The sequence below is a fragment of the Bradyrhizobium sp. CCBAU 051011 genome (assembly GCF_009930815.1).
GTDB lineage: Bacteria > Pseudomonadota > Alphaproteobacteria > Rhizobiales > Xanthobacteraceae > Bradyrhizobium.
Genome location: NZ_CP022222.1, coordinates 583,395 through 605,491, shown reverse-complemented (window position 1 = coordinate 605,491; position 22,097 = coordinate 583,395). Strand labels below are relative to the sequence as shown.

Genomic DNA, 22,097 nt, shown 5'->3' with positions numbered 1-22,097 from the left:
ACCTGAACCTTTATTGACCTGACACCGCGACACACCGGTACCCCTCTTCTCCCAACATTTTTGATTGGAGGAAGTGATGGCAACTCAAGTGAATGTCCAGCCCGGCCATGGCACGGCCGGCCGTCAACCGACCCGACAATTTCTTGATTCACTTTCCGGGCATGACGATCCCGGCATGTTCGGACGGATGTTTCCGAATCTCGAACCGCTCGCTGTCGACGACGCTCCGCTGAAGGAGCTTGCCGACGCGATGAAGGACGCCAATCCGGGTGACGCCACCGGTAACAACACCAAGGTCCCGGCCGGCTTCACCTATCTCGGCCAGTTTGTCGATCACGACATCACGCTCGATCTCACCTCGCTCGGCGACAAGGTAGCCGATCCGCTGGGGATCGAGAACTTCCGCACGCCGGCGCTCGATCTCGACAGTGTCTATGGTCTTGGTCCGGACGGCAGCCGCCAGCTTTACGCACGCAATCCCGGCGAGGCCAACGGCAAGACGCCGGGGCCGAAACTGCTGCTCGGCAAGACCATCAGCGTCGACGATGTAACCATCACGCCGCGCAACGACCTGCCGCGCAATCCGGAAGGTTTTGCGTTGATCGGCGACCATCGCAATGACGAAAATCTCGTGGTTGCCCAGACGCACCTGGCGATGCTGAAGTTTCACAACAAGGTGTGCGACCACCTTGCCGCGTCAGGGGTGCCGGCCGGCGAGCTGTTCGCGCAGGCGCGCCAGACGGTGACCTGGCATTACCAATGGATGGTGTTACACGATTTCGTGGAGCGCATCACCGAGAAGGGGATTGTCGCCAAGATCCTCGATCAGGGGCGCCGCTTCTACCGCTTCAGGAAGACGCCCTATATGCCGATCGAGTTCTCTGCGGCGGCGTACCGGTTCGGCCACAGCATGGTCCGCGAGATCTACAGCCACAATCGCAAGTTCACGCCGGGCGGCGGCATTCCCGCCTCGCTTGACCTGCTGTTCAGGTTCACCGGCCTGTCGGGCGGAATCATCGGCGATCTCGCGCCTGATCCGGTGCAGCCGCCGCTGCCTATACCGGTGCTCTCCAGCAACTGGATCATCGACTGGCGCCGCTACTACGAAGTGCTGGCGACCAATCCCCCGGATGTGCGGCTCAATCCCTCGCGGAAGATCGATCCGTTCCTGATACCCCAGCTGCACAATCTGCCCGGCGGCGGCGGCAGCCTGCCGTTCCGCAACCTCAAACGCGGCGTCATGCTCGGGCTGCCGTCGGGACAGGATGTCGCCAGGGCGATGAAAATCAAGCATCCGCTCACTCCCTCCGAGATCGCGAAGGGCACCGACGGCGCCGTGGCAAAGAAGCACGGCCTGCACGAGCACACACCGCTCTGGTACTACATCCTCAAGGAGGCGGAGCAGCGCGGCGGCGGTGAAAAGCTCGGACCGGTCGGCGCCACGATCGTGGCGGAAGTCTTCGTCGGCCTCGTCAACGGCGACCATCAGTCGTATCTGTGGCTGAAGGGCAAGAACTGGAAGCCGACGCTGCCATCCAAGACTCCTGGCGAGTTCACGATGGCCGATCTGCTGCGGTTCGTCGGTGATATCAGCCCGATCGACGGCATTTCCACGGTCTAGGCGTTCGGCGCCTGCCTTCGTCTGAGGAGCTCCTGCGATTGCGCGACGCCAAGGCTTGCGCACAAGGCTCGCGCAATCGCAATGATGTTTCGTACGTCTGCATCCATCGTCATGGCCGGGCTCGTCACGGCCTTCCACGTCTTCGGAATGATGGAAAAGAAAGACGTGGATGCCCGGGACAAGCCCGGGCATGACGCTAGTGAGGAGCGCGCGGTTCTTGCGGCAGGCGCGCCAGTCGCCGGCATATCTCGAGTAGGCCGAGGCCGCGCTCAGCCTTGACAGCCTTTTCCCGTGACGGGCTCGTTCTTGACCACTGTTACGGGCGCGGATCAACCTGCGCTGCGTTGCGGCGCCATTGATCGATCCGGAGCTGCGCGACCGCGAGCAATTGCTCGCTGCGTCGCTCACGGTCGCGCGTGCGGAGGAGATCAAAAACCTCTTTCTCACGCTTCAGGCGGCTGGCGTGACGTTCTTCCAGACGCTGCGGCGGGAGCCCTGGGGCGCGCGCAATTTCATCGTGAGGGATCCGGACGGGAATCTGCTGTTATTCGCAGGGCCTGCGGAATAGCTCTGGTCCTCCGGCGTCATTGCGAGCCAACGGGTCGGCGCGAAGCGCCGCCCGATGACAGGCTCCGCGAAGCAATCCACGCCTCCGCTTGCGGCGCGATGGATTGCTTCGTCGCTTCGGCGCAAAATTGCTCTGCAATTTTGTCGCGAGCTCCTCGCAATGACGGTTGCCGGAAGTTTCGTAGGGTGGGAAAAGCGAAGCGTGCCCACCATCACAAGCGCGGTGATAAATGGTGGGCACGGCGCAAGAGCGCCTTTGCCCACCCTACGCATTTTTGCAATGACGGCTACGACGAGCGTCGTCCAAATCCGGCGCGCTCGCGCAGCATCGCCAGCACCGCATTCAGATCCGGCAGCACGGCCGCGCATTTCGCGCGGGTGTCTTCCGTCGGCGGCGTCATGTCCGGCACCATGATGGTGATCGCGCCGGCGGCATGGGAGGCGGCGACGCCGTGATTGGAATCTTCCACGGCGATGCAGGCTTGCGGTGGAAAGCCTAGGCGTGTCGCAGCGAGGAGATACAAATCCGGGCTCGGCTTGCCGCGCGTCACGTCGTCGAGCGTCAGGACGGTGTCGAATCGCGCGCGGATGCCGCCGAGCGAAAGGTTGCGTTCGGCGGAGCGCCGCGATGACGAGGTCACGATCGCCATCGGGCAATCGGCGGCGGCAAGCGCATCGAGCAATTCCAGCGTGCCTGGCTTGAGCGGCAGGCCAGCTTCCATCAACCGGTCGCGGTTGGCGAGGAAGGCGCGGTTGATGTCGGCGAGCGGAAAGTCCGCGCCGTAACGATCTAGCAGCATCGCCTCGCAGGCCGGGCCGGGGAGGCCGACCATGGCATGGCACAGCGTGACCGCGTCATCGGCGAAGCCGCCGGCCGTGAGCGCCGCGACGAGACTCTCGAAATAGACTTTCTCGGTGTCGAGCAGCGTGCCGTCCATGTCGAGCAGGACGGCGCCGACATTCCATTTGCCGTTCATGCCGCACCCGCGCCGGCGCGCTGTTTGGCGAGTTTGCGCAGGCAGTCCGGGCAGAAACAATCGCTGCCGTCGACCGGCATCGGCATGCGGAACGCCTCGTCGCTGCACCAGCAGGGCCCGGACGGATTGCAGCCGAATTCGGTGCCGCAGCTTGCGCAGACGAGACGGCGCGAGGATGGCTGATGTTCCATGCGATTTGTCATCAATGAGGCCGCATCCTGACGCGGAATTAATCCCGGGTTCACGCCGAAGCACGTTATATTGCGCCACTATACGCCGGGAAGAATTCTAGGGAAATCCGATGGCCCGCGATTCGCAAGCCGCCCTCGTTGCCCTCAATCGCTTCGGCTTCGGCGCGCGTGGCGGGGCCTCGGGCGATTTTCTCAATGCGGCATCCGATCCGCGCGGCTTCGTCAAGGCAGAACTCGGCCGGCCCAACGGCGCGCTGCTCGAAGTGCCGGGACTGCAGTCGACGCCGGCGCTCGGCAGGGCGGCGTTCGACTATCAGTTCGAAGTTCAACGGGCGCGCGATGCGGCCGCCAAATCGGCCGCGCCGCCGGCAGCAGGCGAGGGCGCATCGCCGCAGTCACCGGAAGCCAAGGGCCAGCGGCGAAACCTCTCGCTCAACAGCATCGCGATGGAAATGGCGCCGAAGGAGCCGCCCGCGAAGCCGCCGGAAAATGCGACGACGGCGGGCGTCGAGACGATGCAGCCTGCACCGCCAAAACCGTCGCCGCCGCGCACCGCAGAGCTCAACATTATCCAGAAAACCTTTCGCACTGAGGCGCTGGCGCGGCTGCAGCGCGCCGTCATCGCCGACGGCGGATTTGCCGAGCGGCTGGTGGTGTTCTGGTCGAATCATTTCTGCATTTCCGCGGCCAAGGGCGGGCTGGCGCAGATGTGGGCCGGCTCGTTCGAGCGCGAGGCGATCCGGCCGCATGTGCTGGGGCGCTTCGCAGACATGCTGAAGGCGGTCGAGCAGCATCCGGCGATGCTGTTCTTCCTCGATAATCAGCAATCGCTGGGCCCGGATTCGCGCGCCGGCAAGAACCGCAACCGCGGCCTGAACGAAAACCTCGCCCGCGAAATTCTGGAACTGCATACGCTCGGCGTCGGCGGCGGCTATTCGCAGGACGACGTGACGGCGCTCGCACACATCATCACGGGCTGGACCTTTGCCGGGAGGCTGGGCCAGCTCGGCGCGCCCGGCACGTTCGTGTTCAACGCCAATGCGCACCAGCCGGGCGCGCAGCGGGTGATGGGAAAAACTTACGACGCCGAAGGCGTCGCGCAGGGCGAGGCGGTGTTGGCGGATATCGCGCGCCACCCCTCGACCGCGAAATTCATTGCGGGAAAATTCGCGCGCCATTTTGTATCCGACGAACCGCCGCCGGCGCTGGTGGCGCGGCTGGCGGATGTCTTCACCAAAACCGACGGCGATCTGAAGGCGCTGGCACTGGCGCTGGTCGATTCCGAGGAGGCCTGGAAAACGCCGCTTTCCAAGATCCGCTCGCCCTATGAATTCCTGATCGCGGCCGGCCGGCTGCTGGCGCAGATTCCGAACAACCCGAACCTCTATCTCGGCGGCCTGAGGACGCTGGGCCAGCCACTATGGTCGCCGTCCGGGCCGAACGGTTTTGCCGACACCAACGCCGCATGGCTGGCGCCGGAAGGCATAAAGCTCAGGCTCGATATCTCGACGCAGATTGCTTCCAGACTCGCCGAGGGCGTCGATCCGCGCGACCTGCTCGAACTTGCCGCCGCCGACACCGCGTCGGTGGAGACGCGGCGCACCATCGAGCGGGCGGAGTCGCGGCAGCAGGCGCTGGCGCTGCTGCTGATGTCGCCGGAATTCCAGAGGAGATGATGTCGATGGAAACGAGCATGAATTGCTGCGAGGACATGCGGTCATCGGTGACGTCGCGGCGTGCCGTGCTGCTCGGCGGCGCCTCCTTTGCGGCGTGGGCCTACTTGCCGAAATTCGCGCGCGCGGCCGACGGCCGCGATCCGCGGCTGGTGGTCATTATCCTTCGCGGCGCGTTGGACGGGCTCGCTACCGTCGCGCCGATCGGCGACCCCGAATATGCCGGGCTGCATGGGGCGATCGCGTTGTCGTCGGGCGGACCGAACGCGGCGCTGCCGCTCGACAATTTCTTTTCGCTGCATCCGGCGATGCCGGAATTTTCGCGGATGTATCGCGACAAGAAGGCCGCGGTGATCCATGCGGTGGCAACGCCCTACCGCGACCGTTCGCATTTCGACGGGCAGGACGTGCTCGAAAGCGGCTTTGCCGGCCCCGGCCGGGTGCAGTCCGGCTGGCTCAACCGCGCGCTGGAAGGCCTGCCGAAAGGCGAGCGGGTGACGAGCGCGCTCGCGGTCGGGCCGGTCACGCCGCTGGTGCTGCGCGGCGCGGCGCCGACCGTCGGCTGGGCGCCGCTCGTGGTGCCGCAAGCCAGCGAGGACACCGCGATGCGGCTCGTCGAGCTCTATCAGCACCGCGATGCCGCACTGGCATCAGCGCTGAAGCAGGGCCTCGCGCTCGACAAGGCCGCGCAAGGCGACGACATGAAGCCGAAACCCGGCGCCGGCGGCGTGGCGGCGATGCGGCTGGCGGCGCGCGGCGCCGCCCGGTTGATGGGGGCCGACAACGGTCCGCGGATCGGCGCGCTCGCCTTCGACGGCTGGGACACCCATGCCAATGAAGGCGGGCCCGTGGGGCGGCTGGCGCAACTGCTCGGCGGCCTCGATGGCGCTCTCGCCGAATTCGAAACCGAGATGGGACCGCGCTGGCGCGACACCGTGATTGTGGTCGCGACCGAATTCGGCCGCACCGCGCGCATCAACGGTACGCAGGGCACGGATCACGGCACCGGCACGGTCGCGCTGCTCGCCGGCGGCGCGGTGAAAGGCGGCCGGGTGATCGCGGACTGGCCGGGGCTGAAGCCGGCCAATCTCTACCAGGACCGCGATCTCGCGCCGACCACAGACCTGCGCGCGGTGATGAAGGGCGTGCTGAAGGACCAGTTCGGGCTGGCGGAAAAGGTGCTGGCGGAGAATGTGTTTCCGGATAGTGGCGCGGTGAAGCCGATGCAGGGACTGGTGGTCTAACCTCTCCCCCGCCCTTTGCGGGGAGAGGTCGCCGCGCACTTGCGCGGCGGGTGAGGGGCAAGCAATGCGTGGCCGCAATGAAAAGACCATCCGAATCGCAAGACGGCTGCGCGTCAATCAGACGGACGCTGAAAAGGTCCTCTGGAATCGCATCCGTAATCGTCAGATCGACGGAAACAAGTTCGCAAGGCAGAAACCGATCAGCGGCTACATATGCGATTTCGTCTGCCGTGAAAAACGTCTGATCGTGAAGTGGACGGGCGGTCAGCACAATGAATCAGCCGCCGATGCAATACGCGACCGCCGCTTGACCGAGGAAGGTTACAAGGTGCTTCGCTTTTGGAACAACGATGTCCTTGGGAATACCGAAGGCGTTCTGACAGTAATTCAAACTGAGCTTTCGAGAGAGCGTAGCGGTCCCCTTAACCTCGCCCCGCTTGCGGGGAGAGGTCGGATTGCGGAGCAATCCGGGTGAGGGGGTACAGGTCTCACGTCGTTCAGAACTCGTGGAGAGAGCCCCTCACCCCGACCCTCTCCCCGTGAAGGACGGGGAGAGGGAGCGGAGGGAGCCGTTTCCGCTCACTGCGTGATCCGATCCACTTCCGCCATCTCTTCCGCGCTCAGCGTCCAGCCGATCGCCTTCACGTTCTGCTCGACCTGTTCGACGCGGGTGGCGCCGGCGATGACGCTTGCGACTTGAGGGCGCTGGGCGAGCCAGGAGAAGGCGAGTTCGAGCATGGTGTGGCCGCGCGCTTGCGCGAAAGCCTGCAGCTTTTCTACGATGTCCTCGTTGCGCGCGGTGACGTAGCGGTCCTTCAGCGCCGGTGCCTTGGCGAAGCGGGTGTCGGCGGGGGCAGCAGCGCCGCGCTTGTATTTGCCGGTAAGAAGCCCGCTTGCCAGCGGGAAGAACGGCAACAGGCCGAGCTTGTATTCCGTGGCTGCCGGCAGCAGATCGTTTTCGATGCCGCGCACCACGAGGCTGTATTCGTCCTGGCAGGAGACGAAGCGGCTGACGTTCATCTGCCGCGCCAGCATTTCGGCTTCCGCAATGCGCCAGGCCGGAAAGTTTGAATTGCCGATGTAGCGGACCTTGCCCTGGCGGACGAGATCGTCGAGCGCTCGCAAGGTCTCTTCCATCGGCGTCAGGGGATCGTAGTCATGCTGCTGGTAGAGATCGATGTAGTCGGTCTTCAGCCGCGTCAGGCTGGCCTCGACCGCGGACATGATGTAGCGGCGCGAGGCGCCCTGCTTGGTCCCATCGGTCGCCATCGGTTTGGCGTACTTCGTCGCCAGCACGATGTCCTTGCGTCGGTCGCCCAGCACCGTACCGAGCACGGTCTCGGAGCCGCCCATGCCGGCATAGATGTCGGCGGTGTCGAACAGGGTGATGCCGAGGTCGATCGCCTTGTGGATCACCTTGCGCGAGGTCTCGAGATCGGTGCGCTGGCCAAAGTTGTTGCAGCCGAGGCCGACGGCGGAAACGCGCAGGCCGGAGCCGCCGAGGTTGCGAATTTGCATGGATCGATCCTGTGGGATGGTCGAGGGAGGGGGCGCATTGTGGCCCGCGCCACTTCGCCTCGCAAGAAGCGGTGCCCCCGGCGCCCACGCTTGGCAGCTATGCGGCACAAAAAGATGCGGCCCCGGTCAGACGCGGCGACTGACGGGGACCGCTGGGGGCGCGTGATCTGAGACGGGGGGCCTGATCAGACGCAGGGGCAGGCTAGCCGCGTTTTGTTACGCCGCCGTGACACCGGGACTTATCCACAGGCTCGATGTCGCCAGCCAACTCCCAGGACAGCGAACAGGACGGCTAACCCGTTCACGACCCACGATCGGCAGCTCTGACAATTCCGGCACAACGAATTCTTGAATCTCAGGCGTCTCAAAAAGATTCAAATGATACGCCTGGCGGCAAGCAACGATACAGGTTGTACCGCCTATGCTAGGATGACCAAGGGCGAATGCGCTTGGAGGGTCAAATGGTCTCCGGCTATCTCCGCCTTTTATCGGCGGCTCAGGTCTGTGCGGTAATTTTTTCGGCAGGTGCGGCGCAAGCCCAGCAGGGCGACGGCGCAACCACGCTCTTCAACAATGTCAGAATATTCGACGGCAAGGGCACATCGTTGTCAGAACCAACGAACGTGCTGGTTCGCGGCAATCTGATCGAAACAATTTCCCGAGCGCAGATCGCGGTTGACCGGCGCGCCGACACACGCGTCATCGAAGGCGGCGGGCGCACGTTGATGCCGGGTCTGATCGACAATCATTGGCACGCGATGCTGGCGCGCACCACCCCGGCAGAGGCGTTCGGTGACGTCGGTTTCAACAATCTCGTGGCTGGCGACGAAGCGACAGACACCCTGATGCGCGGCTTCACCACCATTCGTGACGTTGGTGGGCCGGCGTTCGGTCTCAAGCGCGCCATTGATGAGGGCATCGTCAAGGGACCGCGTATCTATCCGTCCGGCGCCATGATCACTGTCACGAGCGGGCACGGGGATTTTCGCCAGTTGACCGATCTGCCGCGGACGATCGGCGGCATGCTCACGCGCATGGAGCAGATCGGTGGCGCCGTAGTTGCTGACAGCCCTGACGAGGTGCGCGTGCGCGTGCGCGAACAGCTCATGCAGGGCGCCTCCCAGGTCAAGTTGACGGCAGGCGGCGGAGTGTCGTCACCCTTCAGTCCGATCGACGTGACCACCTTCACCGAGCCCGAACTGCGCGCCGCGGTCGAAGCGGCCGAGAATTGGGGCACGTACGTTGCTGCGCACGCCTTTACGCCGCATGCGATCCGGGGGGCTATAGCGGCTGGCGTGAAATGTATCGAACACGGCACCCTGATGGACGAAGCTACCGCCAAGCTGATCGCCGATAAGGGCGTTTGGCTCAGCCAGCAGCCGCTCCCCGACGCCCTGAGGCTGGGCTTTCCCGAGGGTTCCGTCCAACGGGCCAAGGCGGAGGAGGTCTGGCCCGGCATAGCCAGGTCCTACGAGTTGGCGAAGAAGTACAAGATCAAGACGGCGTGGGGCACCGATGTGCTGTTCTCCCGCGAGCTGGCGCAACAACAAGGGGCAATTCTGGCCTCGCTTGCCCGTTGGTACACGCCCGCTGAAGTGCTGGTCATGGCGACATCGACAAACGCCGAACTGCTGGCGCTGTCCGGAAAGCGCAATCCCTATCCGGGAAAGCTCGGTGTCGTGGAGCAGGGCGCGCTCGCCGACCTGCTCCTTGTCGACGGCAATCCACTGGAAAACATCGGCCTGATTGCCGATGCCGCCAAAAACTTCAAGATCATCATGAAGGACGGCATGATCTACAAAAACACGCTCACCAGGTGAGAAATCTCCATCGGTCCTCCGCTCGATCGAGTTAGAACAGCTTGCGGTAGACGACGAAGCCGGAACGCTCCGCCACCTTGTCGTAGAGCTGCATCGCGGTGTGGTTGGTTTCGTGCGTCTGCCAATAGACGCGCGATCCGCCGGCGAGCTTGGCCTGTTCGTAGACGCCGTTGATGAGCGCGCGGCCGATGCCCTTGCCACGCGCGTCGGCGCTCGTGAACAGATCCTGCAGATAGCAGTTCGGCTCGATCATGGTCGTCGAGCGGTGAAACAGGTAGTGCGTCAGCCCGATCAACTCGCCGCCGCTCTCGGCGACCAGCGCATGCACCGGCTCGTAGGCATCGAAGAAGCGCGCCCAGGTCATTGCCGTGATTTCCGGTGCCAGCGCGGTCGGACCCGAGCGGCCGTAGAAGGCGTTGTAGCCGTCCCACAGCGGCAGCCATTGCGCGTAGTCCTGACGGGTAATGAAGCGGATGATGAGGTCGCCGGGCATTAAGCGATTTCCCTTGTGGGCTGACGCGCTGGATACGCTGGAGGAGTGTCTGTTCATTAGTACAGACACATCCGGAAGCCATCAACTTTGCAGCGAGGATTTTTCTTCTCGCTCGATCGGCTCCCTCTCCCCGTTCTTCACGGGGAGAGGGTGGGGTGAGGGGCTCTCTCCGCGAGCTGTGAACGATGTGATACCTGTACCCCCTTGTATCTGCACGGCCAAGATTTGTGCGATGGAAGCGACTTAGCGTCTTGGCCGGTGGCCACCGGCCAAGACGCGTGGCGATGTCGCCCGTTCCCCCTCCGGCTACAACCGTGGGTGAGCTTTGGGATCTTCGCCATGTCACGCACGACCGAACAGTCGCTTGAGCTCCGATCGCATGGACAAGGCAGGTTACCGTGAAGAACACAATTTGTGGAGTGGACGTTTCGAAAGCCAAGCTCGATGTCTGCATCGAGCCCGGGCATCGGCTTGCGAGCTTCAATAACGATACGGCAGGCATTGCGGAACTGGCCGCGTTCTGCCGTGAACATGCCGTCACGCTGGTGGTGATGGAGGCCAGTGGCGGGTACGAGCGACGGGCATTCGTCGAGCTGTGGGAAAAAGGCATCAGCTGCGCGCTGACCAATCCACGCAACGTCCGCCGCTACGCCGAGGCGATGGGCATTCTGGAAAAGACCGACCGGATCGATTCCTCCGTCATTGCCCGCTTCGCCCATGCCAAGAACCTGGCTCCGACCCCCTTGCCAAGCCAAGCCCAGCAGCGCCTGAAGGCGCTTGTGGCAAGGCTCCGGCAGGTCACCGACGATCTCACCGTGCAGAAGCAGCGTCGCGCAAGCCTGCTCGATAACCCCGAGATGCTGGCCAGCCTCGACGAAGTGATCGCCCTGCTCAAGCGCCAATCCCGCTCGCTCGAGGGGGAAATCGCCTCCATGATCGATGACGATCCGCTGTGGGCAAAGCTCGCCGAGACCTGGCGCGAGATGAAGGGCGTCGCCGGGCGGACCGTTGCGCGCCTTCATGCCGAACTACCGGAAATTGGCACGCTCTCCAACAAAGCCATTGCCAAGCTTGCCGGCCTTGCCCCGATCGCCAATGACAGCGGTAAGCGAAAGGGCAAGCGACCCACCCGCGGTGGTCGCGCCGGCGTCCGCTCGATCCTCTTCCTCGTCGCGGCCATCGCCGCCCGCTACGACAAAAGCCTTGCCGAGTTCCGCGACAGGCTGCTCAAGGCCGGCAAGGAGAAAATGGTCGTTCGCATTGCCCTTGCCCGCAAGCTCCTCGTCAGGCTCAACGCAAAAGCTCGCGACGCGCGAACCGCGTATGCCAATGCAACTTGACAAACCAGATAGTCGCTCACCCGCCGCGCAAGAGCGGGTCGACCTCTCCCCGCAGGCGGGGAGAGGTTTGAAAGAGAGTCATCGGCCCTGTAGGCTATCTTCGCCGCTACTCCGCCGCGCCGAGGTGCCGGGCGAGGCTGCGGTGGCTGCCGCGCAAGGCGCGATAGTACTCCGCGCTGCCGGGATCGTCGGTGTGGCGGACGAGGTCGGTGATCGGCGTGTAGCTCAGCATGCGTCCGCCATCGGGTAGTGCGGTGCAGGTGAAGCGCAGCACCTCTCCATCCACGAGTTCGATGTTGATCGGCGTGGAATCGCCGGTGCGGATCATCTCGGTGCGCTTGGCGATGAAGGCGCTGAGTTCGTCCTCGGGCAGTTGCCACGCACCGGTGTCGCGGCCGTGATACATCAGCGCAATGAACGGCGGCTTGCTGTCGGCCTGCGCGTCGGACAGCTTGAAGTAATCGCGGAAGGCGCGGTTGATGAATTCGGCGCGGGTGTCGGAATCGAGCAGCACAATGCCGATATCAACCTGGTCGAGCGCGGCCGACAGACGTTCCGCGGTGGCATGATGCTTCTTCTCCCACGCGAAAGCGTCGACCCATTTCTGCCTGAGCAGCCCGGTGATCAGCGCGGTGCCGCCGGCGGTCACGGCCAGCAGCAGCATGCGCGCCAGATCCGACATGTCGTAACCGGGGGTGGTGCGGTGGTTGAGAAAGAACAGCGCGGAAGACGCCACGGCGATGACGGCACTGGCCATGCCGGAGGCGATGCCACTGATGGAAGCGGCAAGGGCGACGATGCAGACGAACAGCGGCGCGGGATTGGGGACCGGAACGAAATGCCGGTCGACGAGGAGGGCGATCAACGCCGTCGCCGTTGTAAGAGCCGGACCGGAGATTGCGCGCCAGTTTAACTGCATGCCGTTCTCGTCACTTGCCGGGAATACGACGCAAGCATGCCTGATTGTTGCGATTGTGCACGCCTTTCTGCCGCCAGTCCTAAGAGAGAGCTGCAGGAATGCGTAGAGTTTTCGTATTTTTGAAATCAAATGATATCGATCCAGGGAACGGGTACCACACCCGACGATTAGCGCGCGACATTTTTCAAGAAGGGAAATCAATGCCTACTGTTTCGCCCACGCTGCTGCCGGTCCTGATGCTGTTCGCCTCCAATGTCTTCATGACCTTCGCCTGGTATGGCCATCTGAAGTTCAAGGGAAGCGCGCTGCCGACGGTCGTGCTGGCGAGCTGGGGGATCGCCTTCGTCGAATACTGGCTGGCGGTGCCGGCCAACCGCTGGGGCAGCGCGGTGTATTCGGCAGCCCAGCTCAAGACCATCCAGGAGGTGATCACACTGGTGGTGTTCGCCGCCTTCTCGGTGCTCTACCTAAAGGAGCCGCTGGGGTGGAATCACGCGCTCGGCTTTCTCTTCATCGCCGCTGGTGCGTTTCTGATTTTTCACAAATGGTCCTGAGGGCTCTTTTGTTGAATATTCGGAACAAGGCTGTCGAACCGGGGTTGTAGCCTGCCCGCCACGATGCTTCAGTGCTACATTATCACCTTCCTTCTTCCAGCCTCACGGACCGCCGCGCCATGCCCCGACCGCACGCTGCCTTGTCCTTTGTTCGTCCATTGATCGCATCACTCGCGCTGGCATTTGCCGCCGTGGCGCACGCCGCGCCGGTGGCCGATGTCCATGCGCTGGCGCAAAAGGAGCAGCAGCCCCTGCTCGATACGCTGCGCGACCTCGTGCAGATCGAATCCGGCAGCGGGGACATCGAGGGCTTGAACCGCATCGCCGAGCGCATTGCCGGCCAGCTCAAGCAGCTCGGCGGCGCCGTGGAAATCCTGCAGCCCAGCGACATCTACCGCCTCGACGACACACCCGAGAAGGTGGGCCCGGCCGTGACGCCGTCTTCAAGGGCACGGGCCGCGCGAAGGTCATGCTGATCGCGCACATGGATACGGTATACCTCAAGGGCATGCTGAAGGATCAGCCGTTCCGCATCGACGGCGACAAGGCCTATGGCCTCGGCATTGCCGACGACAAGCAGGGCATCGCCATCATCATCCACGCGGTGGCCATGCTGCAGAAGCTGAACTTCAGGGAGTACGGCGAGCTCTCGGTGCTGATCAATGGCGACGAGGAGATCAGCTCGCCCGGCTGGCGCAGCACCATCACGCGCCTCGCCGCCGAGCAGGATGCCGTGTTCTCGTTTGAGGGCGGCGGCACCGACGGCGCGCTGCGCCTCGCCACCAGCGGCATCGGCTCAGCCTATCTCACGGTGCAGGGCAAGGCATCGCATGCGGGCGCCCGGCCTGAAGACGGCGTGAATGCGTTGTACGAGCTTTCGCACCAGCTCTTGCAGCTGAAGGATTTGTCCAAGCGCGAGCAGGGCCTGAAGCTGAACTGGACCGTTGCCAAGGCCGGTACCAACCGCAATGTGATTCCGGCCGAAGCCGCGGCACAGGCCGATGCGCGCGCGCTCAAGGTGGCGGATTTCGACGGGCTCGAGAAGGCGCTGCGCGACAAGATCAAGACGAAGCTGCTGCCCGACTCCAAGGTGGAGCTGAAATTCGAGGTGCGCCGGCCGCCGCTTGAGGCCACCGACGCCTCGCGCCGCGTCACCGATCACGGCAAGACGATCTATCGGGAACTGGGCATGTCGCTCAACGTGGCCGAGAAGGCTACGGGCGGCGGCACCGATGCGGCGTTTGCCGGCCTCAAGGCGAAGGGGGCGGTGGTCGAAGGCATGGGCCTGTCGAGCTACGGCGCGCACTCCAACGATGCCGAGTATGTGAAGGTCGACACCATCGTGCCGCGCCTGTACCTGACCACGCGCATGATCATGGATCTGTCGAGCGGCAAGCTGAAGTGAGGCCAGCGCCTTGCGCTATCAATGTCGGCAGTACGCACAATCATTTGGCGGCCGGCGTCACCCGCAATATTCGACCTGCCGAACTGTCGGTCAAAAGCCACAGCGCGCCGTCCGGCCCCTGGCGGACATCGCGGATACGCTCGTGCAGGTTCTGCAAAAGGCGTTCTTCCGACGTCACGGCATTGCCGTTCAACGTCAACCGCACCAGCATGGCGCCGCGCAGCGCGCCCAGGAACAGGCTGCCGTTCCATTTCGGAAACAGGTTTCCGGTGTAGAAGGCCATGCCTGACGGCGCGATCGACGGCACCCAGTATTTGAGCGGCTGCTCCATGCCGTCCTTGCTCGTTGCGTTGTGAATCTTCGCGCCGGAATAATCGATGCCGTGGCCGATCACCGGCCAGCCGTAATTCTTGCCTTTGCCGGCGACATTGACTTCGTCGCCGCCGCGCGGGCCGTGCTCGATTTCCCAGGGCTCGCCGGTCGCCGGATTGATCGCAAGCGCCTGCACGTTGCGGTGCCCGTAACTCCAGATTTCCGGCTTGGCATCGGCGCGGCCGGCAAACGGATTGCCCGATGGCACCGAACCATCGGGCGCGATCCGGACGATCTTGCCGAGGTGATTGCCGAGGCTTTGCGCCTGGTCGCGATAGGTGAAGTGATCGCCGAGCGCCACGAACAGATTGCCGTCATCGGCCTGCGCGATGCGGCAGCCATAGTGATTGCCTGACGACAGCGGCCCCTGCTGGCGGAAGATGATCTTGACCTCGTCGAGGCGGCCGTTGGCGTCGTTCAGTTTCGCGCGGGCGGCCGTGGTGCGTCCGCCGCCCTCGGTCCGTTCGGCGTAACAGAAATAGATGGTCTTGTTCTGCGCAAAGGATTTGTCGGTGACGACATCGTGCAGGCCGCCCTGACCGGAGGCCCATACCTCGGGCACACCCTTGAGCGGTGGCGAGATTTGTCCTTCGGCGCTGACGAGGCGCATGCGGCCGGGGCGCTCGGTCACCAGCATCTTCCCATCCGGCAGGAACGCCAGCGCCCAGGGATTGACGAGGCCCCTGGCGACGGTCCGCACCTCGAGTTCGCCGGCCGAGGAACCGAACGCTTGCTCCTGGCCGCGCGTGCCGGTGGCGATCAGGAACGAGACCGCAAGCAGGATCGCTACCGTCAGCGCGACGGTGACAAGGCCGACAGGTGTCTTCATGCGCATCCAATCGCGATGCCGATCATCGCGGGTTCGCTAATGATGCAAATGATGCAAACAAAAAAAGCTTAACAGCTATCCGGCAAACGGCAGCGCCATCGAGGCCTTGATCGACAGGATGGTCAGCGCCACCACGAAGCACAGCGACAGCGTGCCGATCGCGAGCGAGGTGGCGATCGCGTTCGTCAATCGGGAAGAAGCAACGGGCGTACGGCGGCTTTCGAAGCCGACCGAGCCGGGCGACCGAATCATTGGTCAAAATCCTTGTAGTGCGGGGCGAATCACCCGCGACGTCAGGAAAACTTTGCAATGATCACCGGCAACAATGCGGCGGTCGGTCGCTGAAAATGGCGGAATAGCGGCAAAGGTTAACTTATACCCGCTATTGTTAACTTTTTGGCCGCCTGCTCGCGCGAAAGTGAGGAAGCTCGCAGGCTATGCGCCGGCGACGATGCCGGCCTGGTCGTCGACCTCGGTCTGTGGCCGCCAGTCCATAGTGACGAAGCCCGGGGTCTGTTCGACCCGCCGCAGCCAGGCGCGGATGGCGGGGAAGGTGGCGAGGTCGTAGTCGCAGCGGTCGGCGACATGGGTGTAGCCGTACAGCGCGATATCGGCGACCGTGAGCTGCCCTGCGGCGAAATAGGCGCGGGTCTTGAGGTGGTTTTCCATCACCTGGAGCGCTGCATAGCCGCGCTCCATCCAGTCCTCCAGCGCATGCGTCTGCAGGTCGCGGCCGCCCTTGACCAACGACAGCCAGAAATAGGCGGCGCCGATATTGGGCTCCAGCGCGTGCTGCTCGAAGAACATCCATTGCAGCGCTTCGGCGCGCTCGACCCGCGACTCCGGCGCCAGCGAGGTGCCGCCGCAGACATACCAGAGGATGGCGTTGGACTCGGCGAGATAGCGGCCCTCGGCGACTTCCAGCAGCGGCACCTGTCCGCTCGGATTCTTCTCCAGAAAATCCGGCGTGCGGCTTTCGCCGCGGAGAATGTCGACTTCGATGGCCTCATACGGCGCATTAAGCAGCGCCAGTGCAAGGCGGACCTTGTAGCTGTTGCCGGATCGCTGCATCGAATAGAGCTTGTACATCGTCCTGGATTTCACCCCGATCGAGAAAGCACGCACGCAACAGTTGCGCGCCCGCGCCATCAGCGGTTCGCACGCGCAACGCGGCCAAACAATGATGCCGATATCACGGTGTCGCAAGTCCCGGGGAATGGAAAAAGTCGAAAACCTCTACCGCACTGCACGCGCGCAGAATGTTTCACCAACACGGCGGAACAACAAAGATCACGCTTGCGCGACGCGGGGCGCGCCAAGCTCATGGCTGGCGCGATCGAGGGCCGCGCGCCGCAATACCAGTGCACAGAAAGCCAGCTCCGCGAACAGGCCCAGGGGTATGTAGCTGACGCCGGCGATGCTGCGCGACAGCAGCGGCGCGATCCAGACAAACGCGAGCAGGCTGATCTCATAGTCGCCGAAGCGCGCATCGGCTCTCGCCGCGACGAAGAAGGCGAGCGCCGGCGCGAGCAGCATCAGGTCATAGTCGAGGACGTGCGGGGAGGCGAGTGCGGTGGCGGCAATCAGAAGCGCCGCCTTGATGGCGTGATCGCGGCTAGTATACCAGATCCACGCGGTGGCGGTGATCGTGAGCACGGACACCGCTGTTTGCGCCATATAGGCGGGCGTCACGCCGCCGCCCCACAGCCTGATCGCGGCAAACGTGCTCTGCAGTTTCTCGAAGCCGACATTGCCTTCTTCCAGCAGCACCTTGCGCGAGATCTCGGTGGAAGCGAAGAACGCCGTCCAGGCATCCACCCCGAACAAGGCTGCGGATGCGCCGGCGAGGACGATCACGGTGACGCCTGCGGAAAAAAACGTGCGCCATTGTCCGCCGGCGACCAGCGCGATGGGAATTACGAGCGCGAATTGCGGCTTGTACGACAGAAGGCCAAACAATACGCCTGCGACAAGCGGCCGTTGCGGCAGCGCGACCAGCGCCGCACCCAGCAAGGCGGCGCTCAAAAAGCCGTTCTGCCCATGGCCGAGATTGATGAAGACGGCGGGGAAGGCGACGGCCACCGGCAGCCACAGCCGGTCGATCGCGCCGTGCTGCTGCCGCGCCGGCCGCAGGATCGCGCCGATTACCACGAGATAGAACGCGAACGTAAGACCCTGCCATGCGGCCAGTGCCAGCGCGTACGGCAAAAGCGCCAGCGGCGCCGCCACGAGAAAAAAGCTCGGTGGGTAGAGCCAGCTATAGAACGGCGTATCGGGCCCGAACAATTGCTGCTCGCGGGCATGATGCAGGGCCATGTTGTAGGCGTCCGCCGCTCGTCCCTCCAGCGCCAGCGTGCCGGCCGCGTAGAAGCTTGAGAAGTCGGTCCCGATCGGCTTGCCGTTACGGTCGACCAGGTCATGCGACAACGCGATCCAGCCGACGACGGCCAGGCCGGCGAAGGCGAGCAAGATCAGACAATAGGCGCGCACGCGCGAAGCCGTCAGCCATTCGCCGGACCGCAGCGCTTGCCAGATATGAGCCATTTTACCGCGGAACTTTACGAATATTGCGCCGTATTGCTCCGACCGTACCGAGCCCGCTTTAACGTTCCCTAAAGTTCGGCCGTTTCCGGCCAAGCTTCTTGCGATGCAGCGCGGAGCGCCGTAGGGTGCGGCGTTCCCATCAAAAAGAGTCGTGAATTTCAGTGGTCACGACGTTTGCCAGGAGATCATGATGCCCTTCCTGTCCGCCTCGCTCGCCCGTGTGAAGCCGTCCGCGACGATCGCGGTCACGGACAAAGCGCGCGCGCTGAAAGCGGCGGGTCGCAACGTCATCGGTCTCGGCGCCGGTGAGCCGGATTTCGATACGCCCGCCAACATCAAGCTGGCGGCGATCCGCGCCATCGAGGCCGGCAAGACCAAGTACACCGATGTCGGTGGCATTCCCGAGCTGAAGGAAGCCATCATCGCCAAGTTCCAGCGCGAGAACGGCCTGACCTACAAGCCGAACCAGATCATCGTCGGCACCGGCGGCAAGCAGGTGCTCTACAACGCGCTGATGGCGACGTTGAACCCCGGCGACGAGGTCATCATCCCGGCGCCGTACTGGGTCAGTTATCCCGAGATGGTGGCGCTCGCCGGCGGCGAGTCGGTGCCGGTGGTGTGCCCGGCCTCCAGCGGCTTCAAGCTGCGCCCGGAGGATCTGGAAAAGGCGATCACGGCGAAAACCAAGTGGATCATTCTCTGTTCTCCGTCGAACCCGACCGGCGCCGCCTACACGCGTACCGAACTGAAGGCGATCACCGACGTGCTGGTGAAGCATCCGCATGTCTGGGTGATGACCGACGACATGTATGAGCACCTGGTCTATGACGACTTCCAGTTCGCCACGCCTGCGCAGGTCGAGCCGAAACTGTATGAGCGCACGCTGACCGTGAATGGCGTCTCGAAGGCCTATTGCATGACCGGCTGGCGCATCGGTTACGCCGGCGGCCCGGCCGACTTGATCAAGGCGATGGCGACGATCCAGTCGCAGTCGACCTCGAACCCGTCGTCGATCGCGCAGTGGGCGTCGGTGGAGGCGCTGAACGGTCCGCAGGACTTCATCCCGGTGCACAACAAGGTGTTCAAGGAGCGCCGCGATCTCGTGGTGTCGATGCTCAACCAGGCCAACGGCATCGAGTGTCCGCGGCCGGAAGGCGCGTTCTACGTCTATCCGTCCTGCGCCGGCACCATCGGCAAGACCACGCCGTCGGGCAAGGTGATCGCCAACGATGAGGACTTCGTCACGGAGCTGTTGGAGAACGAAGGCGTCGCCGTCGTGCAGGGGTCCGCGTTCGGCCTCGGCCCGGCGTTCCGCATCTCCTATGCGACCAAAACCTCCGACCTCGAAGACGCCTGCAAGCGCATCCAGCGCTTCTGCGGCAATTTGCGATAACAGGCGTTTCGCACGCACCGGCCCATTCCGCACATGATGCGGGATGGGTCCGGTTCGCAAAAAGCAATCGCGTCAAAAAGACGGCCGTCAAATCACATCGCGTGTAAACTGAAGCGCAATGTTTTGACGGCTTTTGACGGCTTCTTGAGGAAGCGCCATGTTTTCGACACGGCGCTTCCATCCTGTCCGCTCCGCTAAATTTGTTCATCATCATGATGCGGAGACTGGGACACATGCGACTTCTGACACTGACACTCGCCACGGCGGCACTGATCGCGCCGATCGCAAGCGCCAACGCGGCGCCGCCGGTTCGCGCCGGCATCCTGCAATGCCAGGGCGGCCAGAATGTCGGCTTTGTCGTCGGCTCGGTGACCAGCCTCGAATGCGTGTTCCGCAGCGAAGGCCGCCGGCCTGAACCCTATATCGCCAAGGTGCAGCGCATCGGTCTCGATCTCGGCGTGACCGAGCAGACGCAGTTGCAGTGGGCCGTCAATGCGCCGACCAGCCGGCTCGGCCGCGGCGAACTCGCTGGCTCCTATGGCGGCGTCGGCGCCAACGCATCGATCGGCATCGGCGGGGGCGGCAACTTCCTGGTCGGCGGTCCCGCCAACGCTTACGCGCTGCAGCCGATCAGCCTGCAGGGACAGACCGGACTCAACGTCACCGCCGGCATCGCCGGCCTCGAACTGCAGCCGTTCTACGGCAACGGCCCGCGCCGGCACGCTCGCCGGCATCACCGACGCGGTTGAGGATGACACGTTAAGGAAAAGGCCCGCGCAAGCGGGCCTTTTTTGTTGATTGTTACGTTCAGCTTCGTTTGGGCTACGCGGCCCGAATGAAGGTGATCCGGCCGGCCGTGCCGCGTTTGCGATGCGGCTTCAAGGTAATCTCCACATCCTGATCGAAGGCGGTGAGCATCCGCATCAGCTTTTCCACGGACACCAGCCGGAACTGGCCGCGCAGCAGCTTCGAGAGGTCGGGCTGTTTCATCCCTACCAGCTTGGCCGCCGCGACCTGGGTGAGACCACGTTCGGCGATCAGTCGCTTCAACTGCACCACCAGTGCAGCCTTGAGTTGGTGCTCCTCTGCATTAGGTAAACCAAGATCAGCGAAGATATTGCCGCTTCCAACTTCATGGGCGGGCAGTTTTTTGGCGCTCATCATCGAACTCCCCTGGCTGCTTTGTGAATGGCTTCGGCGTCGCGCAGGCGCTGGCGTATCAGATCCATGTGTCGCTGAGGGGTGGCTATCCCACTGGTGGATTTTTTTTGGAAGGCGTGCAGGACGTACAGGACACCCTCAAGACGCACCGTGTAGACGGCGCGATAGGTATCGCCATCAAAATTGTCGCGAATCTCCAACACTCCGCTCAAACCCTTCAGAGGCTTGGCGTTGTGTGGATGCTCCCCGATCTGCGCTTCGAAAAGAGCTTGCCCGATCCCGCTGCGGATGGCCGCTGGAAATCCTTGCAGGTCCTTTCGGCTGGAGCCCACAAAAATCGCAGGCTTAATAGCGCGGAGCAGATCTTTCACAGATCTATAGATATATACCTATATTCATCTGTCAAGGGTGTTTTGAAGCTAGGGCTGGCGACCGATCAGCGAAGTTCGATGGGTCAATTCCAGATAGGCAAATGCGCAGACCAAATCTCACTTCGCTCGCATCGGGATGATGTTTGTCTCTGATGGTTAAGCACCCTCCTGCCAATCTGGCACGGCCTGCGACGTTATGGCATAGAAATGCGAGCGTTGCGGGCACGGCCTTGTTTTAATTCTCTGCTCGCATCACTTTTTTCAGCCGGAGATTACTTCATGCGCCGTTCCCTCTTCCTTGCCGCAGCTGCTTTCGCCACGCTGGCTTCGTCGATCAGCGGCGCCAATGCGCAGCAGGTGCAGCGCGTGCAGGTCGGCGTGCTGGAGTGCCGCGGCGGCGCCAGCGTCGGTTTCATCGTGGGTTCCGTCACCAATCTCGGCTGCGTGCTGCGCGCTGAAGGGATGCCGGAGGACCGCTACATCGCCACCATCCGCAAAGTCGGGCTCGATCTCGGCATCACCCAGGAATCGGCGCTGGCCTGGGGCGTGTTTGCACCGGTGGCGCGGCTCGGGCCGGGCGGCCTGTCCGGCGATTATGTCGGCGCGCAGGGCAGCGCGACGCTCGGCGTCGGTGTCGGCGGCAACGTGCTGGTCGGCGGCTCCGCCAATTCGATCGCGCTGCAGCCGCTCAGCGTGCAGGGCCAGGTCGGTGTCAGCATTGCTGCCGGATTGGAAAGTTTGGAACTGCGGCCGGGGCGTTAGTTTTCCCCGCGAAGCAATCTATGCTCAGGCTCGCTGAAGCATGACATCCTAGTTCCTTCTGCTATCGCCTGAGGTACCAATGACTTATGTGCGTTATCTCCCAGATTTGGAGTGGAGTAAGCATACTGCCGCATCAGCGGTCGACGAACTCCTGGTTGCGAAGCTGATCTCGGAAGAAAAGGCGGACTGGGCGCGAGAGATCGTTGCACAGGACATCCACATCCAATTGCTATCTGGAATACGGCCGAAAGACTCCGAACCCTAAACCGCTTTTTCGCAATGACGCGGCTGGGATCTGGTCCGCACCTCACATCGCACCGCAGCGAATTTTTCCCGCTTGCCA

The 22,097-nt window shown here is 63.3% G+C and carries 24 protein-coding genes; 13 read left to right on the top strand and 11 right to left on the bottom strand.

Annotated features, from left to right (window positions below; genetic code table 11):
* Positions 1 to 76: 76 nt before the first annotated feature.
* Together ACH79_RS02910 and ACH79_RS02905 are read left to right on the top strand one after the other, a co-directional pair.
* A complete protein-coding gene (locus ACH79_RS02910) occupies positions 77 to 1,621 on the top strand; it encodes a heme peroxidase family protein (RefSeq protein WP_161849679.1) in 1,545 nt (514 codons plus the stop codon).
* 355 nt (positions 1,622 to 1,976) lie between these two features.
* Positions 1,977 to 2,189, top strand: a complete 213-nt coding sequence (locus tag ACH79_RS02905; protein WP_246738403.1) for a glyoxalase/bleomycin resistance/extradiol dioxygenase family protein — start codon at positions 1,977 to 1,979, stop codon at positions 2,187 to 2,189.
* A 286-nt stretch (positions 2,190 to 2,475) separates the two neighbouring features.
* Here ACH79_RS02905 and ACH79_RS02900 read toward each other — a convergent pair whose 3' ends face one another.
* Complete coding sequence (locus ACH79_RS02900) at positions 2,476 to 3,165, bottom strand: HAD family phosphatase (RefSeq protein WP_161849678.1); 690 nt, start codon at positions 3,163 to 3,165, stop codon at positions 2,476 to 2,478.
* The gene (locus tag ACH79_RS02895) at positions 3,162 to 3,356 is read right to left on the bottom strand and encodes a cysteine-rich CWC family protein (protein ID WP_246738402.1); all 195 of its coding nucleotides are present in this window, start codon (positions 3,354 to 3,356) and stop codon (positions 3,162 to 3,164) included. The genes ACH79_RS02900 and ACH79_RS02895 overlap by 4 nt, the downstream gene beginning before the upstream one ends.
* A gap of 110 nt (positions 3,357 to 3,466) precedes the next feature.
* Between ACH79_RS02895 and ACH79_RS02890 the strand changes: the two genes are divergently transcribed.
* The 3 genes from ACH79_RS02890 (at position 3,467) to ACH79_RS02880 (ending at position 6,748) form a co-directional block, all read left to right on the top strand.
* Entirely contained in the window at positions 3,467 to 5,032 is a 1,566-nt protein-coding gene (locus ACH79_RS02890) for a DUF1800 family protein (RefSeq protein WP_161849676.1), read from the top strand.
* Positions 5,032 to 6,273 carry a DUF1501 domain-containing protein gene (locus tag ACH79_RS02885; protein WP_246738401.1) on the top strand — a complete coding sequence of 414 codons (1,242 nt, stop codon included), beginning with the start codon at positions 5,032 to 5,034 and terminating at the stop codon, positions 6,271 to 6,273. The genes ACH79_RS02890 and ACH79_RS02885 overlap by 1 nt, the downstream gene beginning before the upstream one ends.
* 64 nt (positions 6,274 to 6,337) lie before the next feature.
* Positions 6,338 to 6,748, top strand: coding sequence for an endonuclease domain-containing protein (locus ACH79_RS02880; RefSeq protein WP_161849675.1), 411 nt, complete (start codon positions 6,338 to 6,340; stop codon positions 6,746 to 6,748).
* A 104-nt stretch (positions 6,749 to 6,852) separates the two neighbouring features.
* Here ACH79_RS02880 and ACH79_RS02875 read toward each other — a convergent pair whose 3' ends face one another.
* Positions 6,853 to 7,791, bottom strand: a complete 939-nt coding sequence (locus ACH79_RS02875; protein ID WP_161849674.1) for an aldo/keto reductase — start codon at positions 7,789 to 7,791, stop codon at positions 6,853 to 6,855.
* A 461-nt stretch (positions 7,792 to 8,252) separates the two neighbouring features.
* Between ACH79_RS02875 and ACH79_RS02870 the strand changes: the two genes are divergently transcribed.
* Positions 8,253 to 9,611: an amidohydrolase family protein gene (locus tag ACH79_RS02870; protein ID WP_161849673.1), complete on the top strand. Its 1,359-nt coding sequence runs from the start codon at positions 8,253 to 8,255 to the stop codon at positions 9,609 to 9,611.
* A 31-nt stretch (positions 9,612 to 9,642) separates the two neighbouring features.
* Here the strand turns inward: ACH79_RS02870 and ACH79_RS02865 are convergent, their stop codons facing one another.
* Positions 9,643 to 10,104, bottom strand: coding sequence for a GNAT family N-acetyltransferase (locus ACH79_RS02865; protein ID WP_161849672.1), 462 nt, complete (start codon positions 10,102 to 10,104; stop codon positions 9,643 to 9,645).
* A 398-nt stretch (positions 10,105 to 10,502) separates the two neighbouring features.
* Between ACH79_RS02865 and ACH79_RS02860 the strand changes: the two genes are divergently transcribed.
* The gene (locus ACH79_RS02860; protein WP_161849671.1) at positions 10,503 to 11,444 is read left to right on the top strand and encodes an IS110 family transposase; all 942 of its coding nucleotides are present in this window, start codon (positions 10,503 to 10,505) and stop codon (positions 11,442 to 11,444) included.
* Between the two features lie 106 nt (positions 11,445 to 11,550).
* Here the strand turns inward: ACH79_RS02860 and ACH79_RS02855 are convergent, their stop codons facing one another.
* Positions 11,551 to 12,363 carry a PAS-domain containing protein gene (locus ACH79_RS02855; RefSeq protein ID WP_161849670.1) on the bottom strand — a complete coding sequence of 271 codons (813 nt, stop codon included), beginning with the start codon at positions 12,361 to 12,363 and terminating at the stop codon, positions 11,551 to 11,553.
* 200 nt (positions 12,364 to 12,563) lie between these two features.
* Between ACH79_RS02855 and ACH79_RS02850 the strand changes: the two genes are divergently transcribed.
* The 3 genes from ACH79_RS02850 to ACH79_RS02845 all read left to right on the top strand — a co-directional run bounded on the left by ACH79_RS02850 (position 12,564) and on the right by ACH79_RS02845 (position 14,322).
* Positions 12,564 to 12,917, top strand: a complete 354-nt coding sequence (locus tag ACH79_RS02850; RefSeq protein WP_161849669.1) for a DMT family protein — start codon at positions 12,564 to 12,566, stop codon at positions 12,915 to 12,917.
* A 119-nt stretch (positions 12,918 to 13,036) separates the two neighbouring features.
* Entirely contained in the window at positions 13,037 to 13,393 is a 357-nt protein-coding gene (locus ACH79_RS43660; protein ID WP_246738400.1) for a hypothetical protein, read from the top strand.
* Positions 13,387 to 14,322, top strand: a complete 936-nt coding sequence (locus ACH79_RS02845) for a glutamate carboxypeptidase (RefSeq protein ID WP_246738399.1) — start codon at positions 13,387 to 13,389, stop codon at positions 14,320 to 14,322. Before ACH79_RS43660 ends, ACH79_RS02845 begins: the two co-directional genes overlap by 7 nt.
* A 40-nt stretch (positions 14,323 to 14,362) precedes the next feature.
* Here the strand turns inward: ACH79_RS02845 and ACH79_RS02840 are convergent, their stop codons facing one another.
* The 4 genes from ACH79_RS02840 to ACH79_RS02830 form a co-directional block, all read right to left on the bottom strand.
* Positions 14,363 to 15,523, bottom strand: a complete 1,161-nt coding sequence (locus ACH79_RS02840; protein ID WP_161849668.1) for a PQQ-dependent sugar dehydrogenase — start codon at positions 15,521 to 15,523, stop codon at positions 14,363 to 14,365.
* Positions 15,524 to 15,598: 75 nt separating this feature from the next.
* Positions 15,599 to 15,775, bottom strand: a complete 177-nt coding sequence (locus tag ACH79_RS42840) for a hypothetical protein (RefSeq protein WP_202639168.1) — start codon at positions 15,773 to 15,775, stop codon at positions 15,599 to 15,601.
* Between the two features lie 183 nt (positions 15,776 to 15,958).
* Positions 15,959 to 16,612, bottom strand: coding sequence for a glutathione S-transferase family protein (locus ACH79_RS02835; protein ID WP_161856179.1), 654 nt, complete (start codon positions 16,610 to 16,612; stop codon positions 15,959 to 15,961).
* 201 nt (positions 16,613 to 16,813) lie between these two features.
* Entirely contained in the window at positions 16,814 to 18,067 is a 1,254-nt protein-coding gene (locus ACH79_RS02830; RefSeq protein ID WP_161849667.1) for a glycosyltransferase family 87 protein, read from the bottom strand.
* Positions 18,068 to 18,257: 190 nt separating this feature from the next.
* Between ACH79_RS02830 and ACH79_RS02825 the strand changes: the two genes are divergently transcribed.
* Together ACH79_RS02825 and ACH79_RS02820 are read left to right on the top strand one after the other, a co-directional pair.
* Complete coding sequence (locus ACH79_RS02825; protein WP_161849666.1) at positions 18,258 to 19,460, top strand: pyridoxal phosphate-dependent aminotransferase; 1,203 nt, start codon at positions 18,258 to 18,260, stop codon at positions 19,458 to 19,460.
* Positions 19,461 to 19,693: 233 nt separating this feature from the next.
* On the top strand, positions 19,694 to 20,209 hold the full coding sequence (locus ACH79_RS02820) for a DUF992 domain-containing protein (RefSeq protein WP_161849665.1): 516 nt from the start codon (positions 19,694 to 19,696) through the stop codon (positions 20,207 to 20,209).
* Positions 20,210 to 20,282: 73 nt separating this feature from the next.
* Here the strand turns inward: ACH79_RS02820 and ACH79_RS02815 are convergent, their stop codons facing one another.
* Entirely contained in the window at positions 20,283 to 20,621 is a 339-nt protein-coding gene (locus ACH79_RS02815) for a helix-turn-helix domain-containing protein (protein WP_161849664.1), read from the bottom strand.
* Positions 20,621 to 20,992 carry a type II toxin-antitoxin system RelE/ParE family toxin gene (locus ACH79_RS02810; protein ID WP_161849663.1) on the bottom strand — a complete coding sequence of 124 codons (372 nt, stop codon included), beginning with the start codon at positions 20,990 to 20,992 and terminating at the stop codon, positions 20,621 to 20,623. Before ACH79_RS02810 ends, ACH79_RS02815 begins: the two co-directional genes overlap by 1 nt.
* Positions 20,993 to 21,271: 279 nt before the next feature.
* Here ACH79_RS02810 and ACH79_RS02805 point away from each other — a divergent pair, with 279 nt between their 5' ends.
* Positions 21,272 to 21,754 carry a DUF992 domain-containing protein gene (locus ACH79_RS02805; protein WP_161849662.1) on the top strand — a complete coding sequence of 161 codons (483 nt, stop codon included), beginning with the start codon at positions 21,272 to 21,274 and terminating at the stop codon, positions 21,752 to 21,754.
* The last annotated feature ends 343 nt before the right edge of the window (positions 21,755 to 22,097 follow it).

Excerpts from the sequence above, each read along its gene's own strand:
- ACH79_RS02910 (WP_161849679.1), top strand. The coding sequence starts at position 77 with ATGGCAACTCAAGTGAATGTCCAGCCCGGCCATGGCACGGCCGGCCGT.
- ACH79_RS02900 (WP_161849678.1), bottom strand. The coding sequence starts at position 3,165 with ATGAACGGCAAATGGAATGTCGGCGCCGTCCTGCTCGACATGGACGGC.
- ACH79_RS02895 (WP_246738402.1), bottom strand. The coding sequence starts at position 3,356 with ATGGAACATCAGCCATCCTCGCGCCGTCTCGTCTGCGCAAGCTGCGGC.
- ACH79_RS02890 (WP_161849676.1), top strand. The coding sequence starts at position 3,467 with ATGGCCCGCGATTCGCAAGCCGCCCTCGTTGCCCTCAATCGCTTCGGC.
- ACH79_RS02885 (WP_246738401.1), top strand. The coding sequence starts at position 5,032 with ATGTCGATGGAAACGAGCATGAATTGCTGCGAGGACATGCGGTCATCG.
- ACH79_RS02880 (WP_161849675.1), top strand. The coding sequence starts at position 6,338 with ATGCGTGGCCGCAATGAAAAGACCATCCGAATCGCAAGACGGCTGCGC.
- ACH79_RS02875 (WP_161849674.1), bottom strand. The coding sequence starts at position 7,791 with ATGCAAATTCGCAACCTCGGCGGCTCCGGCCTGCGCGTTTCCGCCGTC.
- ACH79_RS02870 (WP_161849673.1), top strand. The coding sequence starts at position 8,253 with ATGGTCTCCGGCTATCTCCGCCTTTTATCGGCGGCTCAGGTCTGTGCG.
- ACH79_RS02865 (WP_161849672.1), bottom strand. The coding sequence starts at position 10,104 with ATGCCCGGCGACCTCATCATCCGCTTCATTACCCGTCAGGACTACGCG.
- ACH79_RS02855 (WP_161849670.1), bottom strand. The coding sequence starts at position 12,363 with ATGCAGTTAAACTGGCGCGCAATCTCCGGTCCGGCTCTTACAACGGCG.
- ACH79_RS02850 (WP_161849669.1), top strand. The coding sequence starts at position 12,564 with ATGCCTACTGTTTCGCCCACGCTGCTGCCGGTCCTGATGCTGTTCGCC.
- ACH79_RS43660 (WP_246738400.1), top strand. The coding sequence starts at position 13,037 with ATGCCCCGACCGCACGCTGCCTTGTCCTTTGTTCGTCCATTGATCGCA.
- ACH79_RS02845 (WP_246738399.1), top strand. The coding sequence starts at position 13,387 with ATGCTGATCGCGCACATGGATACGGTATACCTCAAGGGCATGCTGAAG.
- ACH79_RS02840 (WP_161849668.1), bottom strand. The coding sequence starts at position 15,523 with ATGAAGACACCTGTCGGCCTTGTCACCGTCGCGCTGACGGTAGCGATC.
- ACH79_RS42840 (WP_202639168.1), bottom strand. The coding sequence starts at position 15,775 with ATGATTCGGTCGCCCGGCTCGGTCGGCTTCGAAAGCCGCCGTACGCCC.
- ACH79_RS02835 (WP_161856179.1), bottom strand. The coding sequence starts at position 16,612 with ATGTACAAGCTCTATTCGATGCAGCGATCCGGCAACAGCTACAAGGTC.
- ACH79_RS02830 (WP_161849667.1), bottom strand. The coding sequence starts at position 18,067 with ATGGCTCATATCTGGCAAGCGCTGCGGTCCGGCGAATGGCTGACGGCT.
- ACH79_RS02825 (WP_161849666.1), top strand. The coding sequence starts at position 18,258 with ATGCCCTTCCTGTCCGCCTCGCTCGCCCGTGTGAAGCCGTCCGCGACG.
- ACH79_RS02820 (WP_161849665.1), top strand. The coding sequence starts at position 19,694 with ATGCGACTTCTGACACTGACACTCGCCACGGCGGCACTGATCGCGCCG.
- ACH79_RS02815 (WP_161849664.1), bottom strand. The coding sequence starts at position 20,621 with ATGAGCGCCAAAAAACTGCCCGCCCATGAAGTTGGAAGCGGCAATATC.
- ACH79_RS02805 (WP_161849662.1), top strand. The coding sequence starts at position 21,272 with ATGCGCCGTTCCCTCTTCCTTGCCGCAGCTGCTTTCGCCACGCTGGCT.